Source organism: Wenjunlia tyrosinilytica, from assembly GCF_014646055.1.
GTDB classification, from domain to species: Bacteria; Actinomycetota; Actinomycetes; order Streptomycetales; family Streptomycetaceae; genus Wenjunlia; species Wenjunlia tyrosinilytica.
In genome coordinates this window covers 62,577-88,298 of record NZ_BMMS01000004.1, presented here as the reverse complement: position 1 = coordinate 88,298, position 25,722 = coordinate 62,577, and the positions used below count along the sequence as shown (strand labels likewise).

General features: G+C 72.0%; 22 protein-coding genes. 14 read left to right on the top strand and 8 right to left on the bottom strand.

The features are described from left to right. Nucleotides 1-164: 164 nt before the first annotated feature. The gene (locus IEY86_RS05835; RefSeq protein WP_189130438.1) at nt 165-1,067 is read left to right on the top strand and encodes a SigE family RNA polymerase sigma factor; all 903 of its coding nucleotides are present in this window, start codon (nt 165-167) and stop codon (nt 1,065-1,067) included. Nucleotides 1,068-1,312: 245 nt separating this feature from the next. Here IEY86_RS05835 and IEY86_RS05830 read toward each other — a convergent pair whose 3' ends face one another. Then, nucleotides 1,313-2,140 (bottom strand): ATP-binding protein, encoded by an 828-nt coding sequence (locus IEY86_RS05830; RefSeq protein ID WP_373286965.1) that lies wholly within the window; start codon nt 2,138-2,140, stop codon nt 1,313-1,315. 187 nt (nt 2,141-2,327) lie between these two features. Between IEY86_RS05830 and IEY86_RS05825 the strand changes: the two genes are divergently transcribed. Beyond that, nucleotides 2,328-2,702: a hypothetical protein gene (locus IEY86_RS05825; RefSeq protein ID WP_229698182.1), complete on the top strand. Its 375-nt coding sequence runs from the start codon at nt 2,328-2,330 to the stop codon at nt 2,700-2,702. A 21-nt stretch (nt 2,703-2,723) separates the two neighbouring features. On the opposite strand, the gene IEY86_RS05820 is transcribed toward IEY86_RS05825, so the two are convergent. The 4 genes from IEY86_RS05820 to deoC form a co-directional block, all read right to left on the bottom strand. After that, nucleotides 2,724-3,713, bottom strand: coding sequence for a hypothetical protein (locus tag IEY86_RS05820; RefSeq protein WP_189130436.1), 990 nt, complete (start codon nt 3,711-3,713; stop codon nt 2,724-2,726). Nucleotides 3,714-3,907: 194 nt separating this feature from the next. After that, nucleotides 3,908-4,774, bottom strand: coding sequence for an aldehyde dehydrogenase family protein (locus IEY86_RS05815; protein ID WP_189130435.1), 867 nt, complete (start codon nt 4,772-4,774; stop codon nt 3,908-3,910). Between the two features lie 58 nt (nt 4,775-4,832). Next, complete coding sequence (locus tag IEY86_RS05810; RefSeq protein ID WP_189130434.1) at nt 4,833-6,323, bottom strand: aldehyde dehydrogenase family protein; 1,491 nt, start codon at nt 6,321-6,323, stop codon at nt 4,833-4,835. A 12-nt stretch (nt 6,324-6,335) separates the two neighbouring features. Then, complete coding sequence (deoC, locus tag IEY86_RS05805; RefSeq protein ID WP_189130617.1) at nt 6,336-7,343, bottom strand: deoxyribose-phosphate aldolase; 1,008 nt, start codon at nt 7,341-7,343, stop codon at nt 6,336-6,338. A gap of 287 nt (nt 7,344-7,630) precedes the next feature. On the opposite strand from deoC, the gene IEY86_RS05800 reads away from it, so the two are divergent. From IEY86_RS05800 to IEY86_RS05750, 11 genes are all read left to right on the top strand, one after another. Then, entirely contained in the window at nt 7,631-7,984 is a 354-nt protein-coding gene (locus IEY86_RS05800) for a VOC family protein (protein WP_189130433.1), read from the top strand. 287 nt (nt 7,985-8,271) lie between these two features. After that, nucleotides 8,272-8,634, top strand: coding sequence for a hypothetical protein (locus IEY86_RS05795; protein WP_189130432.1), 363 nt, complete (start codon nt 8,272-8,274; stop codon nt 8,632-8,634). 252 nt (nt 8,635-8,886) lie between these two features. Continuing rightward, the gene (gene pstC / locus IEY86_RS05790; RefSeq protein ID WP_229698181.1) at nt 8,887-9,942 is read left to right on the top strand and encodes a phosphate ABC transporter permease subunit PstC; all 1,056 of its coding nucleotides are present in this window, start codon (nt 8,887-8,889) and stop codon (nt 9,940-9,942) included. Beyond that, the gene (gene pstA, locus IEY86_RS05785; protein ID WP_229698180.1) at nt 9,939-11,348 is read left to right on the top strand and encodes a phosphate ABC transporter permease PstA; all 1,410 of its coding nucleotides are present in this window, start codon (nt 9,939-9,941) and stop codon (nt 11,346-11,348) included. Before pstC ends, pstA begins: the two co-directional genes overlap by 4 nt. Then, nucleotides 11,345-13,099 (top strand): phosphate ABC transporter substrate-binding protein PstS, encoded by a 1,755-nt coding sequence (locus IEY86_RS05780; protein ID WP_265803793.1) that lies wholly within the window; start codon nt 11,345-11,347, stop codon nt 13,097-13,099. Before pstA ends, IEY86_RS05780 begins: the two co-directional genes overlap by 4 nt. After that, nucleotides 13,092-15,524 carry a hypothetical protein gene (locus IEY86_RS05775; protein ID WP_189130431.1) on the top strand — a complete coding sequence of 811 codons (2,433 nt, stop codon included), beginning with the start codon at nt 13,092-13,094 and terminating at the stop codon, nt 15,522-15,524. The genes IEY86_RS05780 and IEY86_RS05775 overlap by 8 nt, the downstream gene beginning before the upstream one ends. A 328-nt stretch (nt 15,525-15,852) precedes the next feature. Then, nucleotides 15,853-16,854 carry a substrate-binding domain-containing protein gene (locus IEY86_RS05770; RefSeq protein WP_189130430.1) on the top strand — a complete coding sequence of 334 codons (1,002 nt, stop codon included), beginning with the start codon at nt 15,853-15,855 and terminating at the stop codon, nt 16,852-16,854. Nucleotides 16,855-16,952: 98 nt separating this feature from the next. After that, the gene (locus IEY86_RS05765; protein WP_189130429.1) at nt 16,953-17,894 is read left to right on the top strand and encodes a sortase; all 942 of its coding nucleotides are present in this window, start codon (nt 16,953-16,955) and stop codon (nt 17,892-17,894) included. A 47-nt stretch (nt 17,895-17,941) separates the two neighbouring features. Then, entirely contained in the window at nt 17,942-18,790 is an 849-nt protein-coding gene (locus tag IEY86_RS05760) for a phosphate ABC transporter ATP-binding protein (protein WP_189130428.1), read from the top strand. Between the two features lie 152 nt (nt 18,791-18,942). Further along, nucleotides 18,943-19,584, top strand: a complete 642-nt coding sequence (locus tag IEY86_RS05755; protein WP_189130427.1) for a PH domain-containing protein — start codon at nt 18,943-18,945, stop codon at nt 19,582-19,584. Between the two features lie 172 nt (nt 19,585-19,756). Then, a complete protein-coding gene (locus IEY86_RS05750; RefSeq protein ID WP_189130426.1) occupies nt 19,757-20,245 on the top strand; it encodes a hypothetical protein in 489 nt (162 codons plus the stop codon). Between the two features lie 110 nt (nt 20,246-20,355). Here IEY86_RS05750 and IEY86_RS05745 read toward each other — a convergent pair whose 3' ends face one another. The 3 genes from IEY86_RS05745 to IEY86_RS05735 form a co-directional block, all read right to left on the bottom strand. Continuing rightward, complete coding sequence (locus IEY86_RS05745; protein WP_189130425.1) at nt 20,356-22,047, bottom strand: phospho-sugar mutase; 1,692 nt, start codon at nt 22,045-22,047, stop codon at nt 20,356-20,358. 575 nt (nt 22,048-22,622) lie between these two features. Further along, entirely contained in the window at nt 22,623-23,453 is an 831-nt protein-coding gene (locus IEY86_RS05740; protein ID WP_229698179.1) for a purine-nucleoside phosphorylase, read from the bottom strand. Nucleotides 23,454-23,588: 135 nt separating this feature from the next. Beyond that, nucleotides 23,589-24,026 carry a gamma-glutamylcyclotransferase family protein gene (locus IEY86_RS05735; protein WP_189130424.1) on the bottom strand — a complete coding sequence of 146 codons (438 nt, stop codon included), beginning with the start codon at nt 24,024-24,026 and terminating at the stop codon, nt 23,589-23,591. Between the two features lie 140 nt (nt 24,027-24,166). On the opposite strand from IEY86_RS05735, the gene IEY86_RS05730 reads away from it, so the two are divergent. Beyond that, the gene (locus IEY86_RS05730; protein WP_189130423.1) at nt 24,167-25,618 is read left to right on the top strand and encodes an NAD(P)H-quinone dehydrogenase; all 1,452 of its coding nucleotides are present in this window, start codon (nt 24,167-24,169) and stop codon (nt 25,616-25,618) included. Nucleotides 25,619-25,722 lie beyond the last annotated feature (104 nt).

Below are 25,722 nucleotides of genomic sequence, written 5' to 3'. Positions count from 1 at the left end.
TTCGGTAGGCGCCACCCCCTGTGACAGTGCTGTGACAGTCGCCGGACAGCGTCATGACCCTGATCCACGAGTCTTATGTGCACGGCGATCGGCAACACAGAGCGAACGCCGGGGCAAGGCTCGTCAGAAAGATCGGCTACGGCTCAACCGAACGGGGGCGCGTCATGAACGCACTGCAGACAGCGGGCACCACGGCAGTCCGTACGACGCACACCGCCCCTCGCGGGAGGGTCGAAGAGGTGTCCGGTGCTGCGGGCGGGCGGGGGTGCGCACGCGGCACCGGACGTGGTCTCACCCACGCACATGTTGTTCCGGGTGGGCAGGCCGCGGGGGCCGGCAGCCGTCGGGGGAGTGCTGCCGGCACCATCGGACGCCCTCGCCACATGGTCGCCATCGGTGGCGAGGTCAGCACCTTCGGTTCCGTGCCAGGGGCCGACGGGGGAGGCAACGGGGGACCCGCGGTCCACGGGGGAAACGAGGACCGCGGTGCCGACGGGGGATCGGCGGCCGCGTACAGGAAGCCCGACGGGGAGCGCTCCAGCACCGCGGAGGCGGACTTCACCGCCTACGTGACGGAGCGCAGGGCGGCCCTGTACGCGACCGCGTACCACCTCACGGGGGACCGCTTCGAGGCCGAGGACCTGCTCCAGAGCGCGCTGTTCAGCACCTACCGCGCCTGGGACCGGATCAGTGACAAGGCGGCCGTCGGCGGCTACCTGCGCCGCACGATGACCAATCTGCACATCTCGGCCTGGCGGCGGCGCAAGCTGAACGAGTACCCGACGGAGGAACTGCCGGAGACGGTGGGCGAAAACGACGCGATGCGCGGCACCGAGCTGCGTGCCGTCCTGTGGCAGGCGCTGGCCAAGCTGCCCGAGCCGCAGCGCACGATGCTCGTCCTGCGGTACTACGAGGGGCGCACCGACCCGGAGATCGCCGACATCCTCGACATCAGCGTCGGCACGGTGAAGAGCAGTATCTGGCGCTCGCTGCGCCGCTTGCGCGAGGACGAGTCGCTGACCTTCGGGGCGGACGAGGCCGAGGCGTTCGGGCAGCTCGTGGCGTAGCCGCCGGGAGTACCCGAGAAGTAGGACGCGCAGGACATCGGACATACGAGACATCGGACATACGAGACATCGGGCACGCAGGACATCGGACACACAGGACAACACAGAGCGCCGCAGAGTGGGAAACGGTTCGGGGGAGCCGCTCCCGGAGGGGCTGCGGTGGAGGCGAGGCCGGGCAGCCGGGGGGTCTGCCCGGCCTCCTTCATGCCCTCGTCCGGTGGTCCTGGCCCCGAGGGCAGGTCCGTTCAGCCGCTGACGGTCTCGGCCGCCGGGCGGGCGGGTACGGACTCCGGCCGCGCGGGCACGGACTCCGGTTGGGCGAGTACGGACTCCGGCCGCGCGGGCACGGACTCCGGTTGGGCGAGTACGGACTCCGGCCGCGGGGGCACGGACTCCGGCCGGGCGGGCACGGACTCCGGGCGGTACAGCGACCACTGCCGCAGTGCCGAGTCGACGCGGCGCAGGGCCTCCTCCTTGCCGCAGGCGTGGGCGCCCAGCGCCACCTGACGGTCCACGATCCGGCCCTCGGCACGCATCAGCATCCAGCCGCGGCGCACGAGGAAGGACGGCGCCTTCCGGCCTTCGCGCAGGTCACGCAGGAGACGCCGCCGGAACGTGGTGGAGGGGCGGCCGCGCAGGCACAGCGCGTCGGCGAGCAGGCCCAACTCCCGGCAGCGGTCGATGATCTCGGCCGCGAAGACGCCCTCGGCGATGAACACCGGCTCCTCGCCCAGTTCGAGGACCGTTCTCCCCGTCACGGCGCTCGAGGAGATGTCGTAGACGGGCACCTCGACCCGGCCCTCGCGGGCCAGCGCGCTCACGGCGGCGACGGCGGCCGCGGCGTTCCACGACCGCGGTGAGTCCCAGTCGGTCCCGCTGCCGTCCGGCATCAGCGGCAGGGTGGGATCGGTGCCCTCTTTGTAGAAGTCGTCCAGCCGCAGCACACGAAGGCCGGTCCGCTCGGCGAGGGAGGACTTCCCACCACCGGAAGGTCCGGTCAACAAAATCACGCGGGCGACTGGGTCAAGGCTCACGGAACACCAGTGTGGGGCATGATCGGCGCTGATCGTCAGCCCCCGGTCAAAAGCGGCCGGGATCACGCGGGTTGAGCCGTTCGAGTGAACACGGACAGTCGCGACTTGGAGCGCTGGGTGACCGGTCACTACGGTTCGTCCGTATACGCTCGCGCACTGCACCGACAGGCAGGTTGATATGCCCTCGCAGCATCGCCGTTCCCGTTCGCCCCTCTCCTCGCGCCCGGTGCTCCGTCTCGCCGTCGCCGTCTCCTCGGCGGGCGCGGCGCTCGCCGCCGGAGTCGGAGCGGCGTCGGCCGCGCCCGCCTCCTCCGCGGGACTTCCGGGACTTCCCGACCCGGGCGGTGTCACCCGGCCCGACGTCGGCGCGGCGCTGACCGGACTTCAGCAGGGCGCTCCCGCGGCCCTGAAGCCGGTCAAGTCGATGAACATCAACCCCCTCGCGCAGACCGGCGTGGACCCGCTGGACAACTCGGTGGGCACCCAGGCAGCCGACTTCGCGCCGGTGAGCACGGCCGCCGCCACCAAGCCGCTGGCCACGCGCAACTCCCTGTCCACGCTTCCGATCGCCGGTCCCGTGGCGGGCGTCCTGCCGGGCTGACACCGCCCCCCGGACCGGACGTCAGGCCGCCGGCTGGGGCCGCTCGCCCGGGTTGCCGGAGACCAGACTCAGCACGAAGTCCTCGTCCTCCGGCCCGAAGGACTCCAACGGGCCCAGCGGCCACGCCGGACGCCCATCCAGCCACGGCACGACCGTGCGTCCGTCGTGGAACTCCCCCCGCAGGTCCGCCGTCCCGACGGCCTCGAACGCTCTCCCGGCCGCCGAGGCCTCGGCGGCGGTGGCGGACGTGGTGGCTTCGGCCGAATCGAGGCAGGCGGCGGACGGCGCGGGCGTTCCCGTCCGCACCGGCACGAGATGGCTCGGCCGGTCGCCCTCGCCGCCCAGCACGGGGAAGACCAGCAGCCACCCCCAGCCGTCCACGGGGTCCGTCAGCAGGACATACCGGACGGGCTGGGCCTCGGGTGAACGCGCCGCCCGTACCAGGGCGTTGGCCGTGCGGCCGGCGGCGACTGCACGCCAGACGACCCTCGTCAGGCAGAGCGCGCACAGCGCCGCGCCGGCGGCGACCCCCCAGGGAAGCCCCTCGTTGCCCAGGGCCGAGGCATGCGAGGGGGAGTCGGTCGCGTACTCGACCTTCAGGGTCTCGCCCCGGTGCGGCCTGTTCCCGGCGTGCGCCACGGCCGTGTGGACGGTGCGGCCGCGCGCGGTGCGGAAGGTGACCGCGACGTTGTCGGGCAGTACCCAGGGCAGCACCACCCCGTCGACCTCCCCGACCCTCGCCCTGGCGACGGCGGTGGGGCCCCGGCCGACGGCGACCGCGTCGGCCCACCAGGGGAAGGTGTTGACGGCGACGAAGGCTAATGCCAGCAGCCCGCCCACCGACAGCCCTCCGCGCAGGGTGAGGCGGCGCAGCGTCCGCACCCGCCACCACGGCGAGGTGCGGATGTCCGCCTCCGGCTCGGAAGGGCCGGTCGCGGGCGGTACGGCGAGACGGCGTGCGGCCTCGGCGAGCGCGCGGTACGCCACTCGGCCCCCGGCCCCTTCGGGCATCGTCCCTCTCCTCCCCGTCCCCGACCTGTCCCGACCTATGAAGACACCTCCCGCGGAAGCCTGGTTGCTCCACGGGAGGTGCCTTCTGCGGGAATCTGGGCGGATGCCGCGCAATCGTCCGCGCGGCCGCCGGTTCGGCCGCCGGTTCGGCCGCCGTTCTGCCGGACGCCGAGGACGCCGAGGACGCCGACCGGTCAGACGCCGATCGGGTGCCAGACCGTCTTGGTCTCCAGGAACGCCAGCAGGCGGTCCGTGCCGGGCTCCGCGGTCCAGTCGGTGGCGGACGGCCGCAGGACCCGTTTGAGGTTGTCGGCGGCGGCGACCTGGAGCCGCGCCGACTCCTCGGCGTCCGCCCCGGCGAGGTCGATCGCGTTGACGTCCATGTGCGCCGCGAGGTGCGGGGCGACCTCGGAGACCTTGCCCGACAGGATGTTGACCACTCCGCCGGGAACGTCGGAGGTGGCCAGCACCTCGCCCAGCGACAGCGCCGGGAGCGGGGACTTCTCCGAGGTGAGGACCACCACGGTGTTGCCGGTGACGATCACCGGGGCGATCACCGAGACCAGCCCGAGGAACGAGGACTCCTGCGGCGCCAGCACGGCGACGACACCGGTCGGCTCGGGCACGGAGAGATTGAAGTACGGGCCCGCGACCGGGTTGGCGGAGCCGGCGATCTGGGCGACCTTGTCGGACCAGCCCGCGTACCAGACCCAGCGGTCGACGGCCGCGTCCACCTGGGCGGCGGCCTTCGACTTGGACAGCCCCTCGCCCGCGGCGACCTCGGCGGTGAACTGGTCCCGGCGGCCCTCCAGCATCTCGGCGACGCGGTAGAGGATCTGACCGCGGTTGTACGCCGTGGTGCCCGACCAGCCGCCGAACGCCTTGCGCGCCGCCACGACGGCGTCACGGGCGTCCTTGCGGGAGGACAGGGGTGCGTTGGCGAGCCAGTTGCCCTTGCTGTCGGTCACCTCGTACACCCGTCCGCTCTCGGACCGGGGGAACTTCCCCCCGACGAACAGCTTGTAGGTCTTGTAGACGTTCAAGCGCTCAGCTTGTTTCATCGGTCGCGCTCACCCTCTCGCTCGCTGCGCTCGTTCGACGGCTCGGCCGCTCCGGCTTTCATCGGTCGCGCTCACTCTCTCGCTCGCTGCGCTCGTTCGACGGCTCGGCCGCTGTGGCGAGGTATGCCTCCAGACCGTGGCGGCCCCCCTCGCGGCCGTAGCCCGACTCCTTGTAGCCGCCGAACGGCGAGGAGGGGTCGAACTTGTTGAACGTGTTGGCCCACACCACGCCCGCGCGCAGCTTGTCGGCCGTCCACAGGATGCGGGAGCCCTTCTCGGTCCAGATGCCCGCCGAGAGCCCGTAGGGGGTGTTGTTGGCCTTCTCGACCGCCTCGGCCGGAGTGCGGAAGGTGAGCACGGACAGCACAGGGCCGAAGATCTCCTCACGGGCGATCCGGTGGGCCTGGGTGACCCCGGTGAACACAGTCGGGCGGAACCAGAAGCCGTTCGACGGCAGTTCGCACTCCGGCGACCAGCGGTCGGCGCCCTCGGCTTCTCCGGCCTCGGTGAGCGCGCGGATGCGGCCGAGCTGTTCGGCGGAGTTGATGGCGCCGATGTCGGTGTTCTTGTCCAGCGGGTCGCCCACGCGGAGGGTGGACATGCGCCTCTTGAGCGAGTCCAGCACCTCGTCGGCCACCGACTCCTGGACCAGCAGGCGCGAGCCCGCGCAGCAGACGTGGCCCTGGTTGAAGAAGATGCCGTTGACGATGCCCTCGACGGCCTGGTCGACGGGGGCGTCGTCGAAGACGATGTTGGCCGCCTTGCCGCCCAGCTCCAGGGACAGCTTCTTCCCGGTGCCCGCGACAGCGCGGGCGATGGCCTTGCCGACCTCGGTGGAGCCGGTGAACGCGACCTTGTCCACACCCGGGTGCGAGACGAGCTCGGCGCCGGTCGAGCCGTCACCGGTCAGGATGTTGACGACTCCCTTGGGCAGCCCGGCCTGGCGGCAGATGTCCGCGAAGAACAGGGCCGACAGCGGGGTGGTCTCGGCGGGCTTGAGCACCACCGTGTTGCCCGTGGCCAGCGCCGGGGCGATCTTCCACGCGAGCATCATCAGCGGGAAGTTCCACGGGATGACCTGACCGGCCGCACCGATCGGCCGGGGGGCCGGGCCGAAGCCCGCGTACTGGAGCTTGTCCGCCCAGCCCGCGTAGTAGAAGAAGTGCGCCGCGGCCGTCGGCAGGTCGAAGTCGCGCGACTCCCGGATCGGCTTGCCGTTGTCGAGCGACTCCAGCACCGCCAGCTCACGCGAGCGCTCCTGGAGGATGCGGGCGATACGGAACAGGTACTTGGCGCGCTCGGAACCCGGCAGCGCCGACCACTTCTCGAAGGCCTTGCGCGCGGCCTTCACCGCCCGGTCCACGTCCTCGGGCCCGGCCTGGGCGACCTCGGAGAGCACCTCCTCCGAGGCGGGGCTGATGGTCTTGAAGACCTTGCCGTCGGCGGCGTCGGTGAACTCGCCGTCGATGTAGAGCCCGTAGGCCGGGGCGATGTCCACCACCGCGCGGGACTCGGGTGCGGGTGCGTACTCGAATGTCTGCTTGTCCATGGCCATGGCGTGTCAGTCCACCGTCACGTAGTCGGGACCGGAGTAGCGGCCGGTGCTCAGCTTGTGCCGCTGCATCAGCAGGTCGTTGAGGAGGCTGGAGGCGCCGAAGCGGAACCAGTCGGCCGACAGCCACCGATCCCCAAGGGTCTCGTTCACCATCACCAGGTACTTGATCGCGTCCTTGGTGGTGCGGATGCCGCCCGCGGGCTTCACTCCCACTTGTACTCCGGTCGTCGCGTGGAAGTCACGCACGGCCTCGAGCATGAGGAGGGTGACCGGCGGGGTGGCGTTGACCGCGACCTTGCCGGTGGAGGTCTTGATGAAGTCGGCACCGGCCAGCATCGCCAGCCAGGAGGCGCGGCGCACATTGTCGTAGGTCGACAGCTCACCGGTCTCGAAGATGACCTTCAGATGGGCGGGCCCGCCGGTCCCGTCCGGGCCGGGCTCGCGGTGGCAGGCCGCCTTGACGGCCTTGATCTCCTCGAAGACCTCGAGGTAGCGGCCGGACAGGAAGGCGCCCCGGTCGATCACCATGTCGATCTCGTCGGCGCCGGCGGCGACGGCCTCGGCCGTGTCCGCGAGCTTCACCGGCATCCCGGCGCGGCCGGAGGGGAAGGCGGTGGCGACGGAGGCGACCTTGATCCCGGAGGCGCCCAGGGCCGCCTTCGCGACGGGGACCATGTCCGGGTAGACACAGATCGCGGCGACCTTGGGGGTCGTGGCGTCGGTCGGGTCCGGGCTGATGCCCTTGGCGCACAGCGCCCGGACCTTGCCAGGGGTGTCCGCGCCTTCGAGCGTTGTCAGGTCGATCATGGAGATCGCCAGGTCGATGGCATAGGCCTTCGCCGTGGTCTTGATCGAACGGGTGCCGAGGGTCGCGGCGCGGGCCTCGATACCGACCGCGTCGACGCCTGGCAGCCCGTGGAGGAAGCGGCGCAGCGCGCTGTCGGAGCCGGTCACGTCGGCCATCTCCGCCAGCCGGACCGCGGCGCCGGAGCTGTATGCGGGAACAGTGGGCATGGTCACCAGCTCAGCATATCTACACGCGTAGCTAATGTCTCCCCCCAGAGTCCCCTGGGACCCCCGGGGGGAACCCGGAACCCGCATCCCATGGTGCCCCGGACCGGTGGTGCCCCGGCCGCCGGGGGCCGGAATCGGGGGAGCCGCAGGCGTCGGGGAGGGCCGGGCCGCCGGGGGCCCGGGAACCCCGCCTCCGGAAGGAGAGGCTTATGACTCGACGAGGCGGGGGTGAAGCGGCGATGGTGTGGTGCCGGCCCGCCCGATCGCCGTCCTGGCAGGATTGCGGCATGGAACGTGTGCTTGGAATCGGTGGGTACTTCATGCGGGCCGCCGACCCGGCGGCCCTGAGCGCCTGGTATCGCGACTGCCTGGGCCTGGACTCCGATGAGCACGGCCTGTGGCGTCAGGGAGCCGGGCCGACGGTGTTCGCGGCATTCGAGTCCGAGACCGACTACTTCGGGTCCCGCGCCCAGCAAAGCATGCTCAACTTCCGGGTCCGCGACCTGGATGCGATGCTCGCGCAATTGCGTGCCAAGGGAGCGGACGTGGCCGAGGAAACGCAGGACATGGAGGGTGTCGGTCGATTCGGCTGGGTCACCGATCCCGAGGGCAATCGGGTCGAGTTGTGGCAGCCCGCCTGACGGCGGCTTCACGCAGGCGGTGACGGGCCGGTGGACCACTGGGTTGTCGAGGTGTGAACCTTGGCCGGGCCCGCGCGGCCGTCGCAGGCGGGGCGGCGCCGCTCGGGGGACGGGAGGACAACGGCGGCTGAACGGCGTGAGGACGTTTCCCGAAAGCGTCTTCACCAAAGCTCCGCACCGCTGTCCTGCGGCCCGGCGGCCTCTACATTTCCCCTGCCGGGGAGCGGGTGGCGCTCGCGGTGTGCGCGCACCGCGGGGGTGCGGATCCGCAGGGGTGGGACATGTACATGATCAGCAGTGATGAAGTGCCCAGAACCAGGTACCGGATCGACCGGCTGCCCAACGGCGCGTACCAGTGGCGGCTGACCGCGCAGAACGGCCGGGTGGTTGCCGTCTCCGCGACCTCCTTCGCCGAGTTCGACGCCTGCCGGGACGCGTTCGCGGGCACCCGCGCCGAGGCCGAGCACCTGACCGTGGCGGTGCTCCACTCCACCGTCCGCGGCGGCGGCTGGGTCTGGGGGGCCCGCGGCAGCCAGGGGCAGTTGAGGGCCGTCTCCTCCCGTGCCTATGAACGGCACTCGACCTGCCGGGCGGCCTTCGAGCGGTTCCAGGTGCTGTTGAGCGAGTTCGACCCGGACTCCATCGTCTGACGGCGCGGGGCCCGACCGGCGTTGCCCCGCGGGCGCGACCGAAGTTGCCCCGCGGGCACACGTCGTTCACCTTCCGGTCGGCGTGCGTAGGTCCACCGCCGCGACTCTGCCCAGGACATCACCGGGTGGGAACCCGCCCGGACATCACCGGAGAGCCCGCGCGCACGGCCGCGCCGATCGGCCGCGCCCGCGGACGTTTCGGCGGGTGCCGTGCCCGGTGCTGCCTGCCGGACATGGGGGAGGGATCCGAGCGTGAGCAGTGTCCGCGACCGTCTGCGCGCGACCTTGTCGCGTGCGCCGGGCGGTGGCACGGCGGTGGCCTCCGGCGTCGGTGAGGTGCCCAGGCGGCTTTACGCCGACTCCGGGCCCGCCGACCGGTTGTTCAGGGGAGGGCTCCGGGCGGGCGGCGCGGCCGTGCTGGCGATCATGTCGCTGGTCGGCGGGTTCCTGCTCTACCGGGCGTGGCAGGCGCTGCGCTCGGCCGGGGCCTCGTTCCTGACCACGGCGGCGTGGGAGCCGGACACCGGGAACTTCGGGATCGCCGCGGTGCTCACCGGGACGGTGCTGATCGCCTCCGTGGCCGTCTGCATCGCCGTGCCGCTGGCGATCGGGACCGCCCTGTACATCGTCGAGTACGCCCCGCCGAGGATCCGCCGGACGCTGGTGAGCCTGGTCGACCTGATGGCGGCCGTGCCCTCGGTGGTCTACGGGCTGTGGGGGCTGTTCTTCCTCCAGGGCAAGGTGATCGGGCTGGCCCGGTGGCTGTCGACGTACTTCGGGTGGCTGCCGCCGTTCAAGGTCGATGGCGCCGACCCCAGGGACCCGCTGGCGACCGAGACGGTCTACACGGCGTCCACGTTCATCGCCGGGATCGTGGTGGCCATGATGGTGGCGCCCATCATCTGCTCGGTGGTGCGGGAGGTCTTCTCGCAGACGCCGGTGGGGGAGCGCGAGGGCGCCTACGCGCTCGGCGCCACGCGGTGGGGCATGGTGCGCTCGGTGGTCCTGCCGTTCGGCAAGGGCGGCATGATCGGCGGCACCATGCTCGGCCTGGGGCGGGCACTCGGGGAGACGATCGGCGTCTACCTGGTGATCTCCCCGGTGTTCGTGATCCAGCCGCACATCCTGCAGAGCGGCACGAGCTCGGTGTCCTCGCTGATCGCGCTGCGCTACGGCGAGGCGAGCAAGTTCGGCATGTCGGCCCTGATGGCGGCGGGCCTCGCGCTCTTCCTGATGACGCTGGTCGTGAACTTCGTCGCGTCCTCCATCGTGGCCCGCAGCCGCTCCGGCGCCACCAGCGACTCATGAACGGGGACACGGGCCGCATGCCCCACCTGACGAAGGACGCCGGCGCGACGCCGGGTCCCGACGCCGCATCGCACCTCGAGGCCTCGGCGCATCCGCAGCGGGCGAGCCGGCTCGGAGCCGTGACCGCGAACGAATCCGCGACGGTCCCGGTGACCAGGGCCGGAGCCGATCCCCAGCCGATGCGGCCCACCACCACCGTTGTGGTGCCCCGCATCGCGCAGGCGCAGGCGCACGCCCAGTCCGCCACGGCTCGGCGGGCCACCTCCACCGTGCGGGCCACCGACGCCTACGCCGTCGTCGGGGCGGGCGTCGCCTCCCTGAGCACCACCGCGTTGCTGTTCACCCAGCTCACCGGGTTCTCCGGGGGGCTCGGGTTCGTCGTCGTGGGCTATGTGCTCTTCCTCGCGTTCTACGCGCTCCTGGTCTCCTTCGACGAGGACGGGCCCGCCGTCCGGGACCGGATCGTCTCCGTCGGGGTGCACAGCATGGCCGCTCTGATGCTCACCGCCCTCGTCTTCGTCGTGGTGTACACCCTCTGGGAGGGGCGCACCGCGCTACCGCATCTGAACTTCTTCACCCAGGACATGGCCAAGGCCGGTCCCCTGGACCCGCTGACCGTCGGCGGCATCCGCCACGCCGTCCTCGGGACGCTCGTCCAGATCGGCCTCGCCCTGCTCATCACCGTGCCCACCGGGCTGGTCTGCGCGGTCTTCCTCAACGAGGTGCCCGGCCGCTACGGCCGCTTCGTGCGCACCATCGTCGAGGCCATGACCGCGCTGCCGTCCATCGTCGCCGGTCTGTTCGTCTTCGCCACCGTCATCCTGGCCATCGGCGTGGACAAGTCCGGCCTGGCCGCATCCCTCGCCATCTCGGTGATGATGCTGCCGATCGTCATCCGGGCCGCCGACGTGGTGATCAGGCTGGTGCCCGGCACGCTGAGGGAGGCCTCCTACGCCCTCGGCGCCCCCCGCTGGCGGGCCGTGTGGCACGTCGTGCTGCCCACCGCCCGCTCGGGTCTGACCACGGCCGTGATCCTGGGCACCGCCCGCGGCGTCGGCGAGACCTCCCCGGTGCTGCTGACCGCCGGGTTCACCGCCGTCACCAATCTCGACCCCGGCTCAGGGCCGATGGTCTCCCTGCCGCTGGCCACCTTCGAGTTCGTCAAGTCGCCCGAGCACACCATGATCGTGCGCGGCTTCGGGACCGCGGCGACGCTCATGGCGCTGGTCCTTCTGCTGTTCATCGTCGCCCGCGTCGTCGGCGGCCGCGGACCGGGCCATGTGACCCGGCGCGGCCGGCGCCGCAGGGCGCTGGCCTCCGCCGAAGACCTTCGCCGCATCGAGTCCCGCCCGCGTCCGGCGGCGGCCGGACGCCCCACCGAGGAATCCACGAGGAGTACGCCGTGACATCCGCACCCCTCCCACCGAGCGGCGCCGCGCCCCGGCGCCGGCGCGCCTTCGGCCGACCGGCATGGGCGCGCGTGCCGGCCCTGGCGGCCGCCCTCGTCCTCGTCCTGACCGCCCTGCTCGGCGGCAACCCCCAGACCGCCTCCGCCGCGACGTACGCCCGTATCTCCGGGGCCGGTTCCACGTGGAGCCAGAACGCGCTCGACCAGTGGCGCCGCAATGTCACCCAGTACGGCATGACCGTCAACTACGCGGGCACCGGCTCCTCCGACGGCCGCGAGCAGTTCCGCAGCGGCACCGTGGACTTCGCCGTCTCCGAGGTGCCCTACGGGCTCACCGAGTTCGGCCGCACCGACTACCCGCCCAAGCGCGGCTACGCGTACATGCCGATCGTCGCGGGCGGCACCTCGTTCATGTACAACCTCAAGATCGGCGGACGGCGCGTCACCAACCTCCGCCTGTCCGGCGACGTCCTCACCAAGATCTTCACGGGAAGGATCACCCGCTGGAACGACCCCGCGGTCAAGGCCGACAACCCCGGACTCGACCTGCCGGCCCGCAAGGTCGTGCCCGTCGTCCGCTCCGACGGCTCCGGCACCACCGCGCAGTTCAGCACGTGGATGTCCAAGGAGCACGGCGCCGCGTGGAACGACTACTGCCGCCGCGCCAACAAGCCCACCCCCTGCGGTGTGACCTCCTACTTCCCCGTCGTGCCCGGCTCCGGCTTCATCGCCCAGTCCGGCTCCCTGGGAGTCTCCGGCTACGTGCGCCAGGGCTACGCCGAGGGCGCCATCACCTACGTCGAGTACTCCTACGCGCTGTCCACCGGCTTCCCCGTCGCCAAGGTGCTCAACAAGAGCAACTACTACGTGGAGCCGACCGCGACCTCCGTCGCCGTGGGGCTGCTCAAGGCACGGATCAACACCGACCAGCACTCGCCGGCCTACCTCACCCAGATCCTCGACGGCGTCTACCACAACCCCGACCGGCGCACCTATCCGCTCTCCAGCTACAGCTACATGATCCTGCCGACCAAGCTGGAGCGGCCGCTCACCAAGGACAAGGGCCGCACCCTCGGGGCCTTCTCCTACTACTTCCTGTGCGAGGGACAGCAGCAGGCGCAGTCGCTCGGGTACTCGCCCCTGCCGATCAACCTGGTCAAGGCCGGGCTCAAGCAGGTGCGCAGGGTGCCGGGTGTGGATGTGCGCAACATCGACATCAAGAGCTGCCACAACCCGACCTTCTCCTCGGACGGCAGCAACACCCTGGCCAAGAACGCCCCCTTTCCCAAGGACTGCGACCGCAAGGGCCCCAAGCAGTGCTCCATGGGCACCGCGGGCGCGCACGGCAAGCCGACCCCGGTGAAGCCGGGAGCGCAGACCTCCGGCGGCGGCACCGCCGGGGCGGGCGGCGCGGCGGGAGCCTCGGGGGCGGGCGGCTCGTCGGGCTCCGCGGGGTCCGACGCAGCGCAGGGCGGCGCCTCGGGGAGCGCGGGAGCGGGCGGCGCCGGGGGCATCGACCCCGACACCGGACAGAACGCCACGGCCGCGGGGGCGACCGGCGGCGAGCAGATCGCGGCCACCAACGTGGAGCTGGGACCCGAGTCGACGTGGAGCATGCGCACCCTGCTGATGCTGCTGTCCGCGGCCCTGCTCATCGGTGTGGTCGTGACCCCGCCGCTGCTGGGCCGGGCCCTGGGCGGCCGGGACGGACGTGACGGCCGCGACAGGAGAGGTGGAGACGGTGCGTAGGCCCCGGCTGATCTGCGCGGTGGCCGCCCTGCTGGCGGCCGTCGGCCTGGTGGTCCTGCCCCCGCCCGGTGGCGCGGGGCAGGCCAGTGCGGCGGGCGGCGGCGAGGACTCGGCCGTGACCGTCACCGGCCGCAAGGGCCGCTACGACGACTTCTCCAAGCTGAAGGTGACGGTCCACCAGACCAGGAACCTGCGGGCCCAGGGCATCCGGATCACCTGGACCGGCGGCCGGCCCACCAGCAGCACCAACTTCGAGCACAACTACCTGCAGATCATGCAGTGCTGGGGCGACAAGGCCTCCGGCCCCGAGCGGGAGCAGTGCCAGTTCGGCGGCTCGGAGATCCACGCGGTCGGCGGCCAGTTCTCCGGCAGCAACCTGGTCGGCATGCCTGCCGGCTCCTCCGAGTACGACCCCAAGGAGAAGAAGTACACGTACGACGACGTCCAGGGCGCGGGCTGGGTGCCGTTCCGCCCGGTGCGCGGCAAGCCCACCACGACGCCGACCGACCAGACGTACTTCACCAAGTTCACCACCAACGAGCAGCCGTACGACCGCACGGGCGCGGACGGCACCGGTGACGCCGTCTTCGAGGCACAGACCGGCGTCGAGTCCCCCCATCTCGGGTGCGGCGAGGCCATGAAGGGCAAGGCGGCCCGCCCGAAGGCCAGGGCGTGCTGGCTGGTGATCGTCCCGCGGGGCGAGCACGAGCCGGGAGGCGGCAGGGGAAGCGACGGCCGTCTCCAGACCTCCCCGCTGTCGGCGTCCAACTGGGCGCAGCGCATGACGGTCAAGCTGGAGTTCCTGCCGATCGGCCGCTACTGCCCCATCGGGCAGGCGGAACGCCCCACCCTCGGCTCCGAGATGGTCTCCGACGCGATGACCTCCTGGCAGCCCGCGCTGTGCACCTCGGGGAGGGTGACCTACGGCTACCAGCAGTCCGGTGACGGCTTCGCGCGCGGGCAGGTGGCCAACCCGCTGCCGGGCTCGCCCGGGCTGGCGTTCACCTCCGCGCCCGTCACCGCGCCCGAGGGCGCCAAGCCGGTGGTGCACGCCCCCGTGGCGGTCTCCGGGCTCGGAGTGGCGTTCTTCATCGAGGACCCCGAGGGCGCACTGGTACGGCGGCTGCGGCTCAACCCCCGGCTGATCGCCAAGCTCCTCACCAGCTCGTACCAGCGGGACGTCCCCGACGGGCTCACCCAGCCCCATATGAAGGGGAACCCGGAAAGCCTGGTCACCGACGCGGAATTCGTGAAACTGAATCCGAAATTCAAGAACTGGTCGCCCAGCTCATTTCCCCAGGGGCTCATCATGCCGCAGGGGGACGCCGACTCCTACCGGCTGCTCTGGCAATGGCTCCAGTCGGACCGGGAGGCCCGTGAATTCCTCGGCGGGAAAAAAGACCCATGGGGGACGAAGCTCAACCCGTTCTTCAAGGAACTGCGCCTCGACCACGACTCGGCGGTCAACACCTTCCCGAAGGCCGACCCGTCCAAGGCCAATGCCACCCCGCCCCCGGACCCGGTGACCTACGGCGTGATCGATCTGCGCCCCTACGTCAACTCGCTCCACGACGGCGCCCTGCACGCCCGCAAGGGCGACTCCGGCCAGCGCAATGTCTGGGACGCCAACAGCACCCCGCCGAAGTTCACCGGCTCGCTCCAGCCCCCGGGCAAGCGGTTCCAGCTCGCCCTCGTGGACGCCGCCTCGGCGGCCCGCTACGGCCTGCCCACCGCGCAGCTGAAGAACGGGGCCGGGCAGTGGGTGGCGCCGACCCCCGCCGCACTGCTGAAGGGCGTGGCCGCCATGAAGCCCGGCGCGGTCCGGGACGTGCTCGAACTCGACCCGGCCAGGACCGCCGAGGGCGCCTACCCGCTCACCGAGATCGCCTACGCGGCCGCATCCACGGGGCTGAGCGCCAAGGCGCGCAAGGACTACGCGAATCTCGTCCGGTACGCGGTCGGACACGGCCAGGTGCCCGGAATCGGTCCGGGGCTGCTGCCGCCCGGATACGCTCCGCTGCCGCAGCGGCTGCGGCGCCAGGCGCTGAGCGCGGCCGCCAGGCTCCAGGCCGGAGTGGCCGACGCGGGCAACAGCGGCGGGGCCTCCGGCGGCACGACCGCCGGGGCGAGCGGGGGCAGCGGCTCGACCGGCGGAGGCTCCGGATCGACCGCGGGAGGCAGCGCGGGAGGGGCGTCCCCCAAGGGCGGCCAGTCCGCCCCGCCGCCCAATGGCGGCGGCAAGTCGCCGGGGCCCGACGGTGTCACCAGGGCGGGCGCCTCCACGCCCCAGCAGGCCCTCGGCGCGGTGCGCTGGGTCCTGCTCGCGGTCCTCGTGCTGGGCGGCGCCGGTGCGCTGCTGGGCCCGCTGCTGATGCGCAGGGGCGCCCTGGAAGCGGTGGGAGCGGCCCTTCGCCGGTGGCGATGAAGGAACAGCCGGTGTCGAAGGAACAGCCGGTGTCGAAGGAACAGCCGGTGTCGAAGGAACAGCCGGTGTCGAAGGGACAGCGGCGTCGAAGGGGCAGCGGTGAGCGAACACCAATGCCGCGCCCCCGCGGGGGAAATTCTTGACGCCTGCCGCAAAAGGCGGCGTTAACCATTCCACCTCGCACAGTTCGCTTGCGACAGGGGCGGGCGCCGGGAATATTTCTGGGTGTCCGGTCGACGGGCCAGGGCGGATTCGGAATCGAGCATTCGGAATCTTCGAGCGCGTCGCCACACATTTGATTCGCGAGCACGGAGGAAAGACAGTGAGCGTGAAATACATTCGTCGGGCGACGATCGCCGTCGCGGGCGCGGCGGTGCTCGGCCTTTCGGCCCTGGGCAGCACGGCCGTGGCCGACCCGGCCCCGGGCGAGTACCGGCAGCTCGCCGGCGTCGGCTCCGACACCACCCAGGACGTGGTCAACGCCCTGGGCAAGCTGAGCGTCGACCCCGACGGGAAGCCCGACAACCAGCTCATCGCCTCCTACAACGCCGTGGGCAGCCCCACCATCAAGACCCGCAAGACCGGCTGCGGCAACATCCCGCGGCCCAACGGCTCCTCGGCCGGCATCACCGCGCTGATCAACGACATCGCGGCGAACACCAAGTGCATCGACTTCGCCCGCTCCTCGCGCGGTCCGAACGACACCACGACCACCGACCTGACCTGGATCCCGTTCGCCAAGGACGGTGTGACCTTCGCGGTGCGCGGCAACAGCGCCCTGCCGAAGAAGCTCTCCAAGGCCACGCTGGTCAAGGTCTACAACTGCGTGACCCGCAAGCTCAACGGCGTCACCGTCAACCCGCTGATCCCGCAGGCCGGCTCGGGCACCCGCTCGTTCTGGCTGAAGGAAATGGGGCTGACCGAGGGCTCCCTGCCGAAGTGCGTGAGCGACCGCAACGGAACCGTCCAGGAGCACGACGGCCGCGCCCTCACCAAGGCCGGCGACATCATGCCGTTCTCCATCCCGCAGTACATCACCCAGACGAACTCGGCGAAGACCCACGTCAAGGACCGCCGCGGCAAGGCCGTGCTCGGGACCCTCAACGGCCACACGCCGGTCTGGAAGGGCTCGCTCAACCTGAAGTTCCCCATCACCCGCGACGTCTACAACGTCGTCAAGACCTCGCGCCTCGCGGTCAAGTCCGTCAAGGCCGGTTTCGTCGGCAAGACCTCGCAGGTCTGCAAGAACGTCACCAGCCCGAAGATCACCATCTTCGGCTTCGGCAAGGCCGCGAACTGCGGCGTCACCATCCTCAAGGGCAAGAGCTGACCTTGCCGCGCGACCACGGATGACCGTCCGGCCGGGCCCCCGCGGGGTGCCCGGCCGGACGCCGTGCCCGCCGCCCCACCACCCCCAAGGAGCGAAACGTGACGGTCCTGTCGCCGCCGCCCGGGACGGCCGCCGGTCCCGGTGCGCCCGCGTCCGACGCGGCGCCCCGAGCCCTCCGGCCGGAACCCGCCGCCGACGCCCGGTTCGCCGTGCCCGGCGCCGCGCTGACGATCCTGGCCGCGCTCCTCCTCGGCTTCGCCGCCAATCTCACCGTCGTCGGCCACCTCAAGCACGCCCGCGACCAGCAGACCGGCTTCGCCGAACTGCGCAAGCAACTCGCGCTCGGCACGGCGCCCGTGGGACAGACCGGAAGCGACGGCCACCTGCTGCGCCCCGGCACCCCCGTCGCCGTGCTGCGCATCCCCGCGCTGGGGCTGCGGGAGGTCGTCTTCGAGGGCACCACGTCGGGGGTCCTGGTCTCCGGCCCCGGCCACCGCAGGGACACCCCGCTGCCGGGGCAGGCCGGGACCAGCGTCGTGATGGGCCGCCAGTGGGGGTACGGCAGTCCGTTCAACCACATCGACCGGCTCCAGACCGGCCTGGAGATCCGGGTGGCGACCGGCCAGGGCAAACACGTCTACCGGGTCACCGCCGTGCGGCGTGCCGGTGACCCGGTGCCGGCCCCGCTCACCGCGGGACACGGCCGCCTCACCCTGATCACCGCCACCGGCGCCCCTTACACACCCTCCGGGGTGCTGCGGGTCGACGCCGACCTGGTGACCCCGGCGCAGCCGAGCCCGGCCCGGCCGCTGGCACCGGGGGCGGTCTCCGAGGCGGAACGCCCGCTGGGCGGGGACGGCTCCGCCTGGCTGCCCATGGCGCTGTGGAGCCAGCTCCTGCTCGCCGCCGTCGCCGCGGTCGTCTGGGCCCGCCGCCGCTGGGGCCAGTGGCAGGCGTGGATCGTCGGCTTCCCGGTGCTGTCCGCACTGGGGATCGCCGTCTGCGGCGCCGCCACCAGGCTGCTGCCCAACCTGCTGTGACCCCGCCGCCGCGGCCCCCCGCACTCCTTTCGAGAAGAGACCAGCCGATGACCAGCGTCACCGAGACCGAGACCACCGCCGTCCTGCCCCCGCCTCACCCGGGGGCACCGTCCGGGGCGCGCCCAGCCACGCTGGAGGCCCGCTCCGTCTCCGCCTGGTTCGGCACCCACCAGGTGCTCGCCCAGGTCTGCCTCACGATGCCGGCGCATCGGGTCACCGCCCTGATCGGCCCCTCCGGCTGCGGCAAGTCCACCTTCCTGCGCGTCCTGAACCGGATGCACGAACTGACCGCGTCCGCCGCCATGGCCGGGGCGGTCCTGCTCGACGGCGAGGACATCTACGACCGGGGGCGGCGCATCACCCACGCCCGGCGGCAGATCGGCATGGTCTTCCAGAAGCCCAACCCGTTCCCGTCGATGTCCATCCACGACAACGTCCTGGCGGGACTGAAGATGAACGGGATCCGTACCTCCCGCGGCGAGCGGGACATGCTCGTCGAGGAGTGCCTGACCAAGGCCGGGCTGTGGAAGGAGGTCCGCGACCGGCTGCGCCAGCCCGGCGGGGCGCTGTCCGGCGGACAGCAGCAGCGTCTGTGCATCGCGAGGTCGCTGGCCGTGCGGCCCAGGGTCCTGCTGATGGACGAGCCCTGCTCGGCGCTGGACCCCACCTCGACCCGGCGGATCGAGCAGACGATCGGTGAGCTCTCCTCCGACGTGACCATCGTGATCGTCACGCACAATATGCAGCAGGCGGCCCGCGTCTCCGACAACTGCGCCTTCTTCCTGGCCGAGCAGGGCACCCCCGGCGGGATCGTGGAGCACGGGCCGACCGAGGCGATGTTCGAACGGCCCCAGGACCCGAGGACCGCCGACTACGTCAACGGGCGCTTCGGCTGAGCGCACCCCGCCGTCCCGCCTCCCCCGTCCCCGCCCCCACCCATCCCGTCCCGCCCCGCCGTACGCACCGTCCCCGCCCCGGCGGGACTCGATGCTGATCCGCAACCGGGCGGCGATCGGCCGACAACCCGCCGTCGGGCACAATCTGGTCCATGACCCCCGGCAACTCCACCGAACGTCCCCAGTACGCGCCCCGCGCCTACCGCTCCGCGTCGGCGATCGTCAGCGGCGTCCTGCTGCTCGCGCTCGCCGCGTGGCTCGTGGGGGACGCGGTGTACCGCGGGGAGGGCCGGGCTCCCTGGCTGGCCCTCGCGGGGCTCCTGCTCGGTGCCCCGCTGGTGATCGCCTTCACCTTCCGGCCGGCCGTGTTCGCGGGGGAGGAGCGGCTGGTGGTGCGCAATCCGTTCCGCACCATCACCCTGCCCTGGTCCGCCGTGGTGGCCGTGCGGGCCGGGTACTCGGCGGAGGTGCTCACCGAGGACGCCGGCAAGTTCCAGCTCTGGGCGATCCCCGTCTCGCTGCGTCAGCGCAAGCGCGCTGCCAGGCGGCAGAGCCGGGTCGCGGCCGAGGACCCGTTCAGCCGCTCCACCGCCTCCGCCCACAGCGCGGACGCCGTCCACAAGCCGGTGCGCGCGTGGTCGGACCAGGCCGTGGACGAATTGAGGGAGTTGGCCGAGCGGAACAAGGAGAACGAGACCGCCTCGGGCGAGGTCTCGGTCCGCTGGGCGTTCGAGGTGCTCGGCCCGGCGCTCGCGGGCGCGGCCGTGCTGGCCGTTCTTCTGCTGATCGGCTGAACCGCTCTTTCCTCCGGGCTGACTGCACCTGGACGAGAGGGGGTCACTCCCTGGGGTGGGCAGGCGCGCGGGCGGACGCGGGTGACCCTAGGGTCGCCAGTGTTGACGCATCGTAACGAGTAGTCGTTGCCCGTGCCGCGTTACCGCGTCTCGCCCGATCTGGAGGACCGCCGTGCTGACCACCACGACCCGAGTCGGGACCGCAGCCGCCGCCACCGCCGTGCTCGTAGGCGCCTTCGTCCTCTCCTCCCGCACCGAGAACCTCGGTCAGTCCGTCCGCCCCGGCATCGTCACCGCCACCTACAAATGCGCCGACCAGGTCGGCGATGTGAAGCTGTCGGCGGCGAAGAAGGGCTCCGACGCGACCGTCGAGGTGCGGCTGCCCGACTTCAAATCCCCCGTGCCGCTGTTCAGCGGTGTCCTGCGCACACGGCTCACCCTCGCCCGCACGGACGGCGGCACGGTGACCTTCGAGGGCGCGGACAACCCCACCATCGCCCGCGGTGAGCCCGTGAGGTCCGGCCCCCTGAAGGGGACGATCAAGGCGGGCGATCTGCTCGACTCGCGGGTGGGGAGGCAGTCGCTGAGCGCCAATGTGCTCGGCTACAAGATCAAGTGCGTGGCGAAGTCGAAGCTGGCGCCGGGACCGCTGGCGTTCTGACGAAAAGAGTGGCCGGTGACCCCCGGCGGAACAGGACGCTGTTGGTACCAACAGCGTCGAACGGCGCCGGGGGCCACGGCGGGCTCGGGGGCTGGTCTCGGGAGGTCGCTCTAGAGGCCCATCGCCGAGGAGAGGTCCGCCGTGATCGCCTCCAGGACCTTCGACGCCTCGGCGCGGGAGGGGGCCAGGGTGCGGGCCGTCGAGACGGGGACCACGACCTCCAGGTAGCACTTCAGCTTCGGCTCCGTACCGCTGGGCCGGACCACCACGCGGGCCGACTCGACCTTGGGGCCGCCGTCGCCGGGGGAGAGGGTGTAGCGAAGTCCGTCCGTGGGCGGGAGACCGCCGGAGCCCCGGGTCAGATCCTCGGCGGAGACGACGCGCAGCGCGGCCAGCTCGGTCGGCGGCTGCTCGCGCAGACGGGCCATCGCCTTGCCGATCGTGGACAGGTCGTCCACCCGGACCGAGAGCTGGTCGGTGGCGTGCAGACCGAACTCCAGCGCTATGTCGTCCAGCAGGTCGCTGAGGGTGCGGCCCTGTCCCTTGAGGACCGCGACGAGCTCGGCGACGAGCAGGGCGGCGCTGATGCCGTCCTTGTCGCGCACGCCCTCGGGGTCGACGCAGTAGCCGAGCGCCTCCTCGTAGCCGTACCGCAGGCCGGGGACGCGGGCGATCCATTTGAACCCCGTCAGCGTCTCGGCGTGCCCGAGCCCGGCCGCCTCGGCGATCCGGCCGAGCAGCGACGACGAGACGATGGTGGTGGCGAAGGTGCCCCGCGCGTGCTTGCCCACCAGGTGCACGGCGAGCAGCACACCGACCTCGTCACCTCGCAGCATCCGCCAGCCGTGCTCCGCGCCCGGGTCGGGGACCGCCACGGCGCAGCGGTCGGCGTCCGGGTCATTGGCGATGACCACATCGGGAGCGGCCGAGGCGGCGGTGCGGAACGCGAGGTCCATCGCGCCCGGCTCCTCGGGGTTCGGAAACGCCACCGTGGGGAAATCCGGGTCCGGCTCGGCCTGCTCGGCCACGACCGTGGGTGCGGGGAAGCCCGCTCGCTCGAACGCGGCGGTGAGCACGTCCCGGCCCACCCCGTGCAACGGGGTGTAGACGACCGAGACGTCTCGCGGGGAGGCGGGGTCCACGACCTGGGCGGCCCGGTCCAAGTAGGCGTCGAGAGCCGCATCGTCCAGCGTCTCCCAGCCCTCGTCCGCCAGCGGGACCTCGTGCAGGGAGCCGATCGCCTCGATCTCGGCGGCGATCTCCGCGTCGGCGGGCGGAACGATCTGCGAGCCGTCGCCGAGGTAGACCTTGTAGCCGTTGTCGCGCGGCGGGTTGTGGCTGGCGGTCACGGTCACCCCGGCCGCGGCGCCGAGGTGGTTGACGGCGTAGGCGAGCACGGGCGTCGGCAGGGCGCGGGGCAGCACGGCCGCGCGCAGGCCCGCCCCCACCATGACGGCTGCGGTGGCCAGGGCGAAGTCGGCCGACTTGTGGCGCGCGTCGTAGCCGACGACCACGAGGGCGTTGCCGTGCCCCTGCTTCCTCAGATACGCGGCGAGGCCGGCCGCGGCGCGGATCACGACGGCGCGGTTCATCCGGTTCGGCCCGGCGCCCAGCTCACCGCGAAGGCCCGCGGTGCCGAACTGGAGGAGCCCCGAGAAGCGGTCGGCGAGCTCCGCCGCCGCCCCGTCGTCCGGGGCGTCGCCCGTCGCCGAGTCGAGCAGAGCGCGCAGCTCCTCGCGGGTGTCGGGATCGGGGTCCTCGGCCAGCCAGGCCTGCGCCCGCTGTGCCAGGTCGGTTCCCACGTCAATTCTCCTGTATATGTCGTCTGCGACCGTATGAGTCGTCCACGGCGATTCGGCGCCGGTCGTACCCTCTCTTTGCCCCGCTCGGGGCGGAAGAGTCCCCGGGCGGGATGGGCCCATCCCTGAGTGGTATCCGGCTCACGCCCCGTTACACCGCACCCGCCCGAGATGCGACCTCGATCACGCCCGCGGCGCCGCGGCGGCCCGGCCTCTCGGTCCCGGATCCGGGACGCGACTCGGGGCCTCCCCCGCGTCCGGGCGCAGGTCCAGGATCCGGCAGCGGGCCACGGATCCGCGGATCGGGCCGCCCGGTCCGCCTCCAGGGTCCGGCCCCCCGGTCCGGGCTTCGGTCCGGGCTTGCGCATACGGGCGCCAGGTCCGGTTCCCGGCCGAGTGGCCCGCCCGGGTCCCGGGTGCGGGTCCGGGCCTCGCTTTCGGGGCCGGGTCGCTGGTCGGGATCCGGCTCCGCCCCTGGGCCGAGTCCCGGTTCGGGCCCCGAGGTCCGGGGCGTGGCTGCGGGCCCCGGTCGGGATCCGGTCGGGATCCCGTTTCGGGTCCGGCTCCGCGGCCGGGTCTCAGATCCGGCCCATGACCTGCGCCAGCAGGGCGCCCATCCTCGTTGCCGAGGAGCGGCCGGCCTCGAGGACCTCCTCGTGGTTCAGGGGCTCGCCCGTCATACCCGCCGCCAGGTTGGTGACCAGGGACAGGCCCAGCACCTCGGCGCCCGCCTCGCGGGCGGCGATGGCCTCCAGCGTGGTGGACATGCCGACCAGGTCGCCGCCGATGGCGCGGACCATGGCGATCTCCGCCGGGGTCTCGTACTGCGGGCCGCGGAACTGGACGTAGACGCCCTCCTCCAGCGAAGGGTCGATCTCCTTGCACAGCGCGCGCAGGCGCGGGGAGTACAGGTCGGTGAGATCGACGAAGTTCGCCCCGAGGATCGGCGACGCCGCGGTGAGGTTGATGTGGTCGCTGATCAGGACGGGCTGGCCCGGAGAGAAGGTGCCGCGCAGGCCGCCGCAGCCGTTGGTCAGCACGATCGTCTTGCAGCCCGCGGCCACCGCGGTGCGCACCCCGTGGGCGACCGCGCCCACGCCGCGGCCCTCGTAGAAGTGGGTGCGGCCGAGGAAGACCAGGGCGCGCTTGCCCCCGATCCGCAGGGAGCGGATCTTTCCCGCGTGGCCGACGACGGCGGGCGGCGGGAAACCGGGGAGCTCGGTCACGGGAAGCTCGAACTCCGGGTCGCCGAGCGCGTCGGCGGCGGGCACCCAGCCGGACCCCATGACCAGGGCGACGTCGTGGGATTCGGCCCCGGTCAGCTCGCGCAGCCGCGCCGCGGCGGCGTCGGCGGCGGAGTAGGGGTCGGAGTTGAGGTCCACGTCAGCGGAGGAGGTGTTGGCGTTCACGCGCCGAGCCTATCCGGTCTCGGCCTACGCGCGTAGAAGGGTCCGCGCGCCGAGACGGAACCGCCCGCCCGACGGGCGGCGAAACAGGGGCGGAACAGCCTGAAGCGACCGCTCGGCGGCGACGCCTCGGGCGCCTCAGCAAGGACGCTTGCGCAGTTCCATCACATAGTCGTGCGGCGCTCCCGCCGACTCGGCGGCGTCGGCGATCGAGCCGAGATACCGGGCCGAGGGCAGGCCGCCCTCGTAGTCGTTGAGGACGTACGTCCAGGCGGACACATCCCCGTCGAGCGTGTGCACCCTCACCCGGGTCTGCCGGTACAGCCCCAGTGGAACGCCCTCCCACCGGTCGAGCGAAGGCTCGTCGAAGGGCGCCACGTCGTAGAGGGCGACGAAGACCTGCGAGAGCGGGTCCTCCACCAGCGTCGCGAGCGCGCCCTCCCAGCCGAGCTGCTCGCCGCCGAAGGTGAGCCTCCAACCGTCGAGCCACCCCGTGCTGCGCAGGGGTGAATGGGGGGCGCGGCGGGCCATCTGCCGCGCGTCGAGGTTGCCGGCGTAGGCGGCGTAGAGCGACATAAGAGCCAAGAGTAAGGGAGGCGAATTCCCGCCGGTGAACGGAAGGTGACCTGGACAGCCCCAAGGTCACCCGGACGCCTTCGGGCCGCCCCGGAAACGTTGGGGCACCCGGTAGGTGGCACCTTGGCGCGTGCGGGACAATGGGGCACGTGACTCGGATCGTGATTATCGGTGGCGGACCCGGCGGATACGAGGCGGCCCTGGTCGCCGCGCAGCTCGGTGCGGAGGTGACGGTCGTCGACTGCGACGGGCTCGGCGGCGCCTCGGTGCTCACCGACTGCGTTCCGTCCAAGACTCTCATCGCCACCGCCGAGGTGATGACGACGTTCGACTCCTCGTACGAGGAGCTGGGGATCATCGTCGCGGACGACACCCCCCCGATAGAGCAGGCGGCCCGTGTCGTGGGCGTCGACCTCGGCAAGGTGAACCGCCGCGTCAAGCGCCTCGCGCTCGCCCAGTCCCACGACATCACCCAGTCGGTGACCCGCGCGGGCGGGCGTGTCATGCGCGGCCGCGGCCGGCTGACGGGCGCCCAGCAGACCGACGGTGTCCGCCGGGTGGCCGTGGAGGCGGTCGACGGCTCGACCGAGACCCTCATCGCCGACGCCGTGCTGATCGCCACCGGCGCCCACCCCCGTGAGCTGGCCGACGCCCAGCCGGACGGCGAGCGGATCCTCACCTGGACCCAGGTCTACGACCTCGACGAGCTCCCGGAGGAGCTGATCGTGGTCGGATCGGGTGTGACGGGCGCGGAGTTCGCCGGTGCCTACCAGGCGCTCGGCTCCAAGGTCACCCTGGTCTCCAGCCGCGACCGGGTGCTGCCCGGCGAGGACCCCGACGCCGCGGCCGTCCTGGAGGACGTCTTCCGCCGCCGGGGCATGAACGTGATGGCGCGCTCGCGTGCCGAGTCGGTCAAGCGGATCGGCGACGGCGTGGAGGTGACCCTGTCCGACGGACGCGTGATCACCGGCAGCCACTGCCTCATGGCGGTCGGCTCGATCCCCAACACCGCGGGGATGGGCCTGGAGGAGGCGGGCGTCCGGCTGAAGGACTCCGGCCACGTCTGGACCGACCGGGTCTCGCGGACCACGGCTCCCGGCATCTACGCGGCCGGCGACTGCACCGGTGTGCTGATGCTCGCCTCGGTGGCGGCCATGCAGGGCCGGATCGCGATGTACCACATCCTGGGCGACGCGGTGACGCCGCTGAACCTCAAGACCGTGGCCTCCAACGTCTTCACCGACCCCGAGATCGCCACCGTCGGCTACACGCAGGCGGACGTCGACTCAGGCAAGATCGCCGCCAAGGACGTCAAACTGCCCCTCCTGCGCAACCCGCGCGCCAAGATGCAGGGCATCAGGGACGGCTTCGTGAAGCTGTTCGCCCGCCCCGGCACGGGGATCGTGGTGGGCGGTGTGGTCGTGTCGCCCAGGGCGAGCGAGCTCATCCACCCCATCTCGATCGCGGTCGACAACAATCTGACGGTGGAGCAGATCGCGAGCGCCTTCACCGTGTACCCGTCCCTGTCGGGTTCGATCGCCGAGGTCGCCCGGCAGCTGCACACGCGCAAGGCCGCGGAGGACTACCTCTGATCCGCCGGGTCCGCCCGCCCGTCCGTCCGTCCGCCGGTCCACCGGGTCCGGCCGTCCGCCGACATCCGTCGGCGTCCGCAGAGGTGCGCGTCCGCAGAGGTGCC

What these genes read in the sequence shown, in the direction of transcription:
- IEY86_RS05835 (WP_189130438.1), top strand. Translation starts at nt 165, where the DNA reads ATGAACGCACTGCAGACAGCGGGCACCACGGCAGTCCGTACGACGCAC.
- IEY86_RS05820 (WP_189130436.1), bottom strand. Translation starts at nt 3,713, where the DNA reads ATGCCCGAAGGGGCCGGGGGCCGAGTGGCGTACCGCGCGCTCGCCGAG.
- IEY86_RS05815 (WP_189130435.1), bottom strand. Translation starts at nt 4,774, where the DNA reads ATGAAACAAGCTGAGCGCTTGAACGTCTACAAGACCTACAAGCTGTTC.
- IEY86_RS05810 (WP_189130434.1), bottom strand. Translation starts at nt 6,323, where the DNA reads ATGGACAAGCAGACATTCGAGTACGCACCCGCACCCGAGTCCCGCGCG.
- deoC (WP_189130617.1), bottom strand. Translation starts at nt 7,343, where the DNA reads ATGCCCACTGTTCCCGCATACAGCTCCGGCGCCGCGGTCCGGCTGGCG.
- IEY86_RS05800 (WP_189130433.1), top strand. Translation starts at nt 7,631, where the DNA reads ATGGAACGTGTGCTTGGAATCGGTGGGTACTTCATGCGGGCCGCCGAC.
- IEY86_RS05795 (WP_189130432.1), top strand. Translation starts at nt 8,272, where the DNA reads ATGATCAGCAGTGATGAAGTGCCCAGAACCAGGTACCGGATCGACCGG.
- pstA (WP_229698180.1), top strand. Translation starts at nt 9,939, where the DNA reads ATGAACGGGGACACGGGCCGCATGCCCCACCTGACGAAGGACGCCGGC.
- IEY86_RS05760 (WP_189130428.1), top strand. Translation starts at nt 17,942, where the DNA reads ATGACCAGCGTCACCGAGACCGAGACCACCGCCGTCCTGCCCCCGCCT.
- IEY86_RS05755 (WP_189130427.1), top strand. Translation starts at nt 18,943, where the DNA reads ATGACCCCCGGCAACTCCACCGAACGTCCCCAGTACGCGCCCCGCGCC.
- IEY86_RS05735 (WP_189130424.1), bottom strand. Translation starts at nt 24,026, where the DNA reads ATGTCGCTCTACGCCGCCTACGCCGGCAACCTCGACGCGCGGCAGATG.
- IEY86_RS05730 (WP_189130423.1), top strand. Translation starts at nt 24,167, where the DNA reads ATGGGGCACGTGACTCGGATCGTGATTATCGGTGGCGGACCCGGCGGA.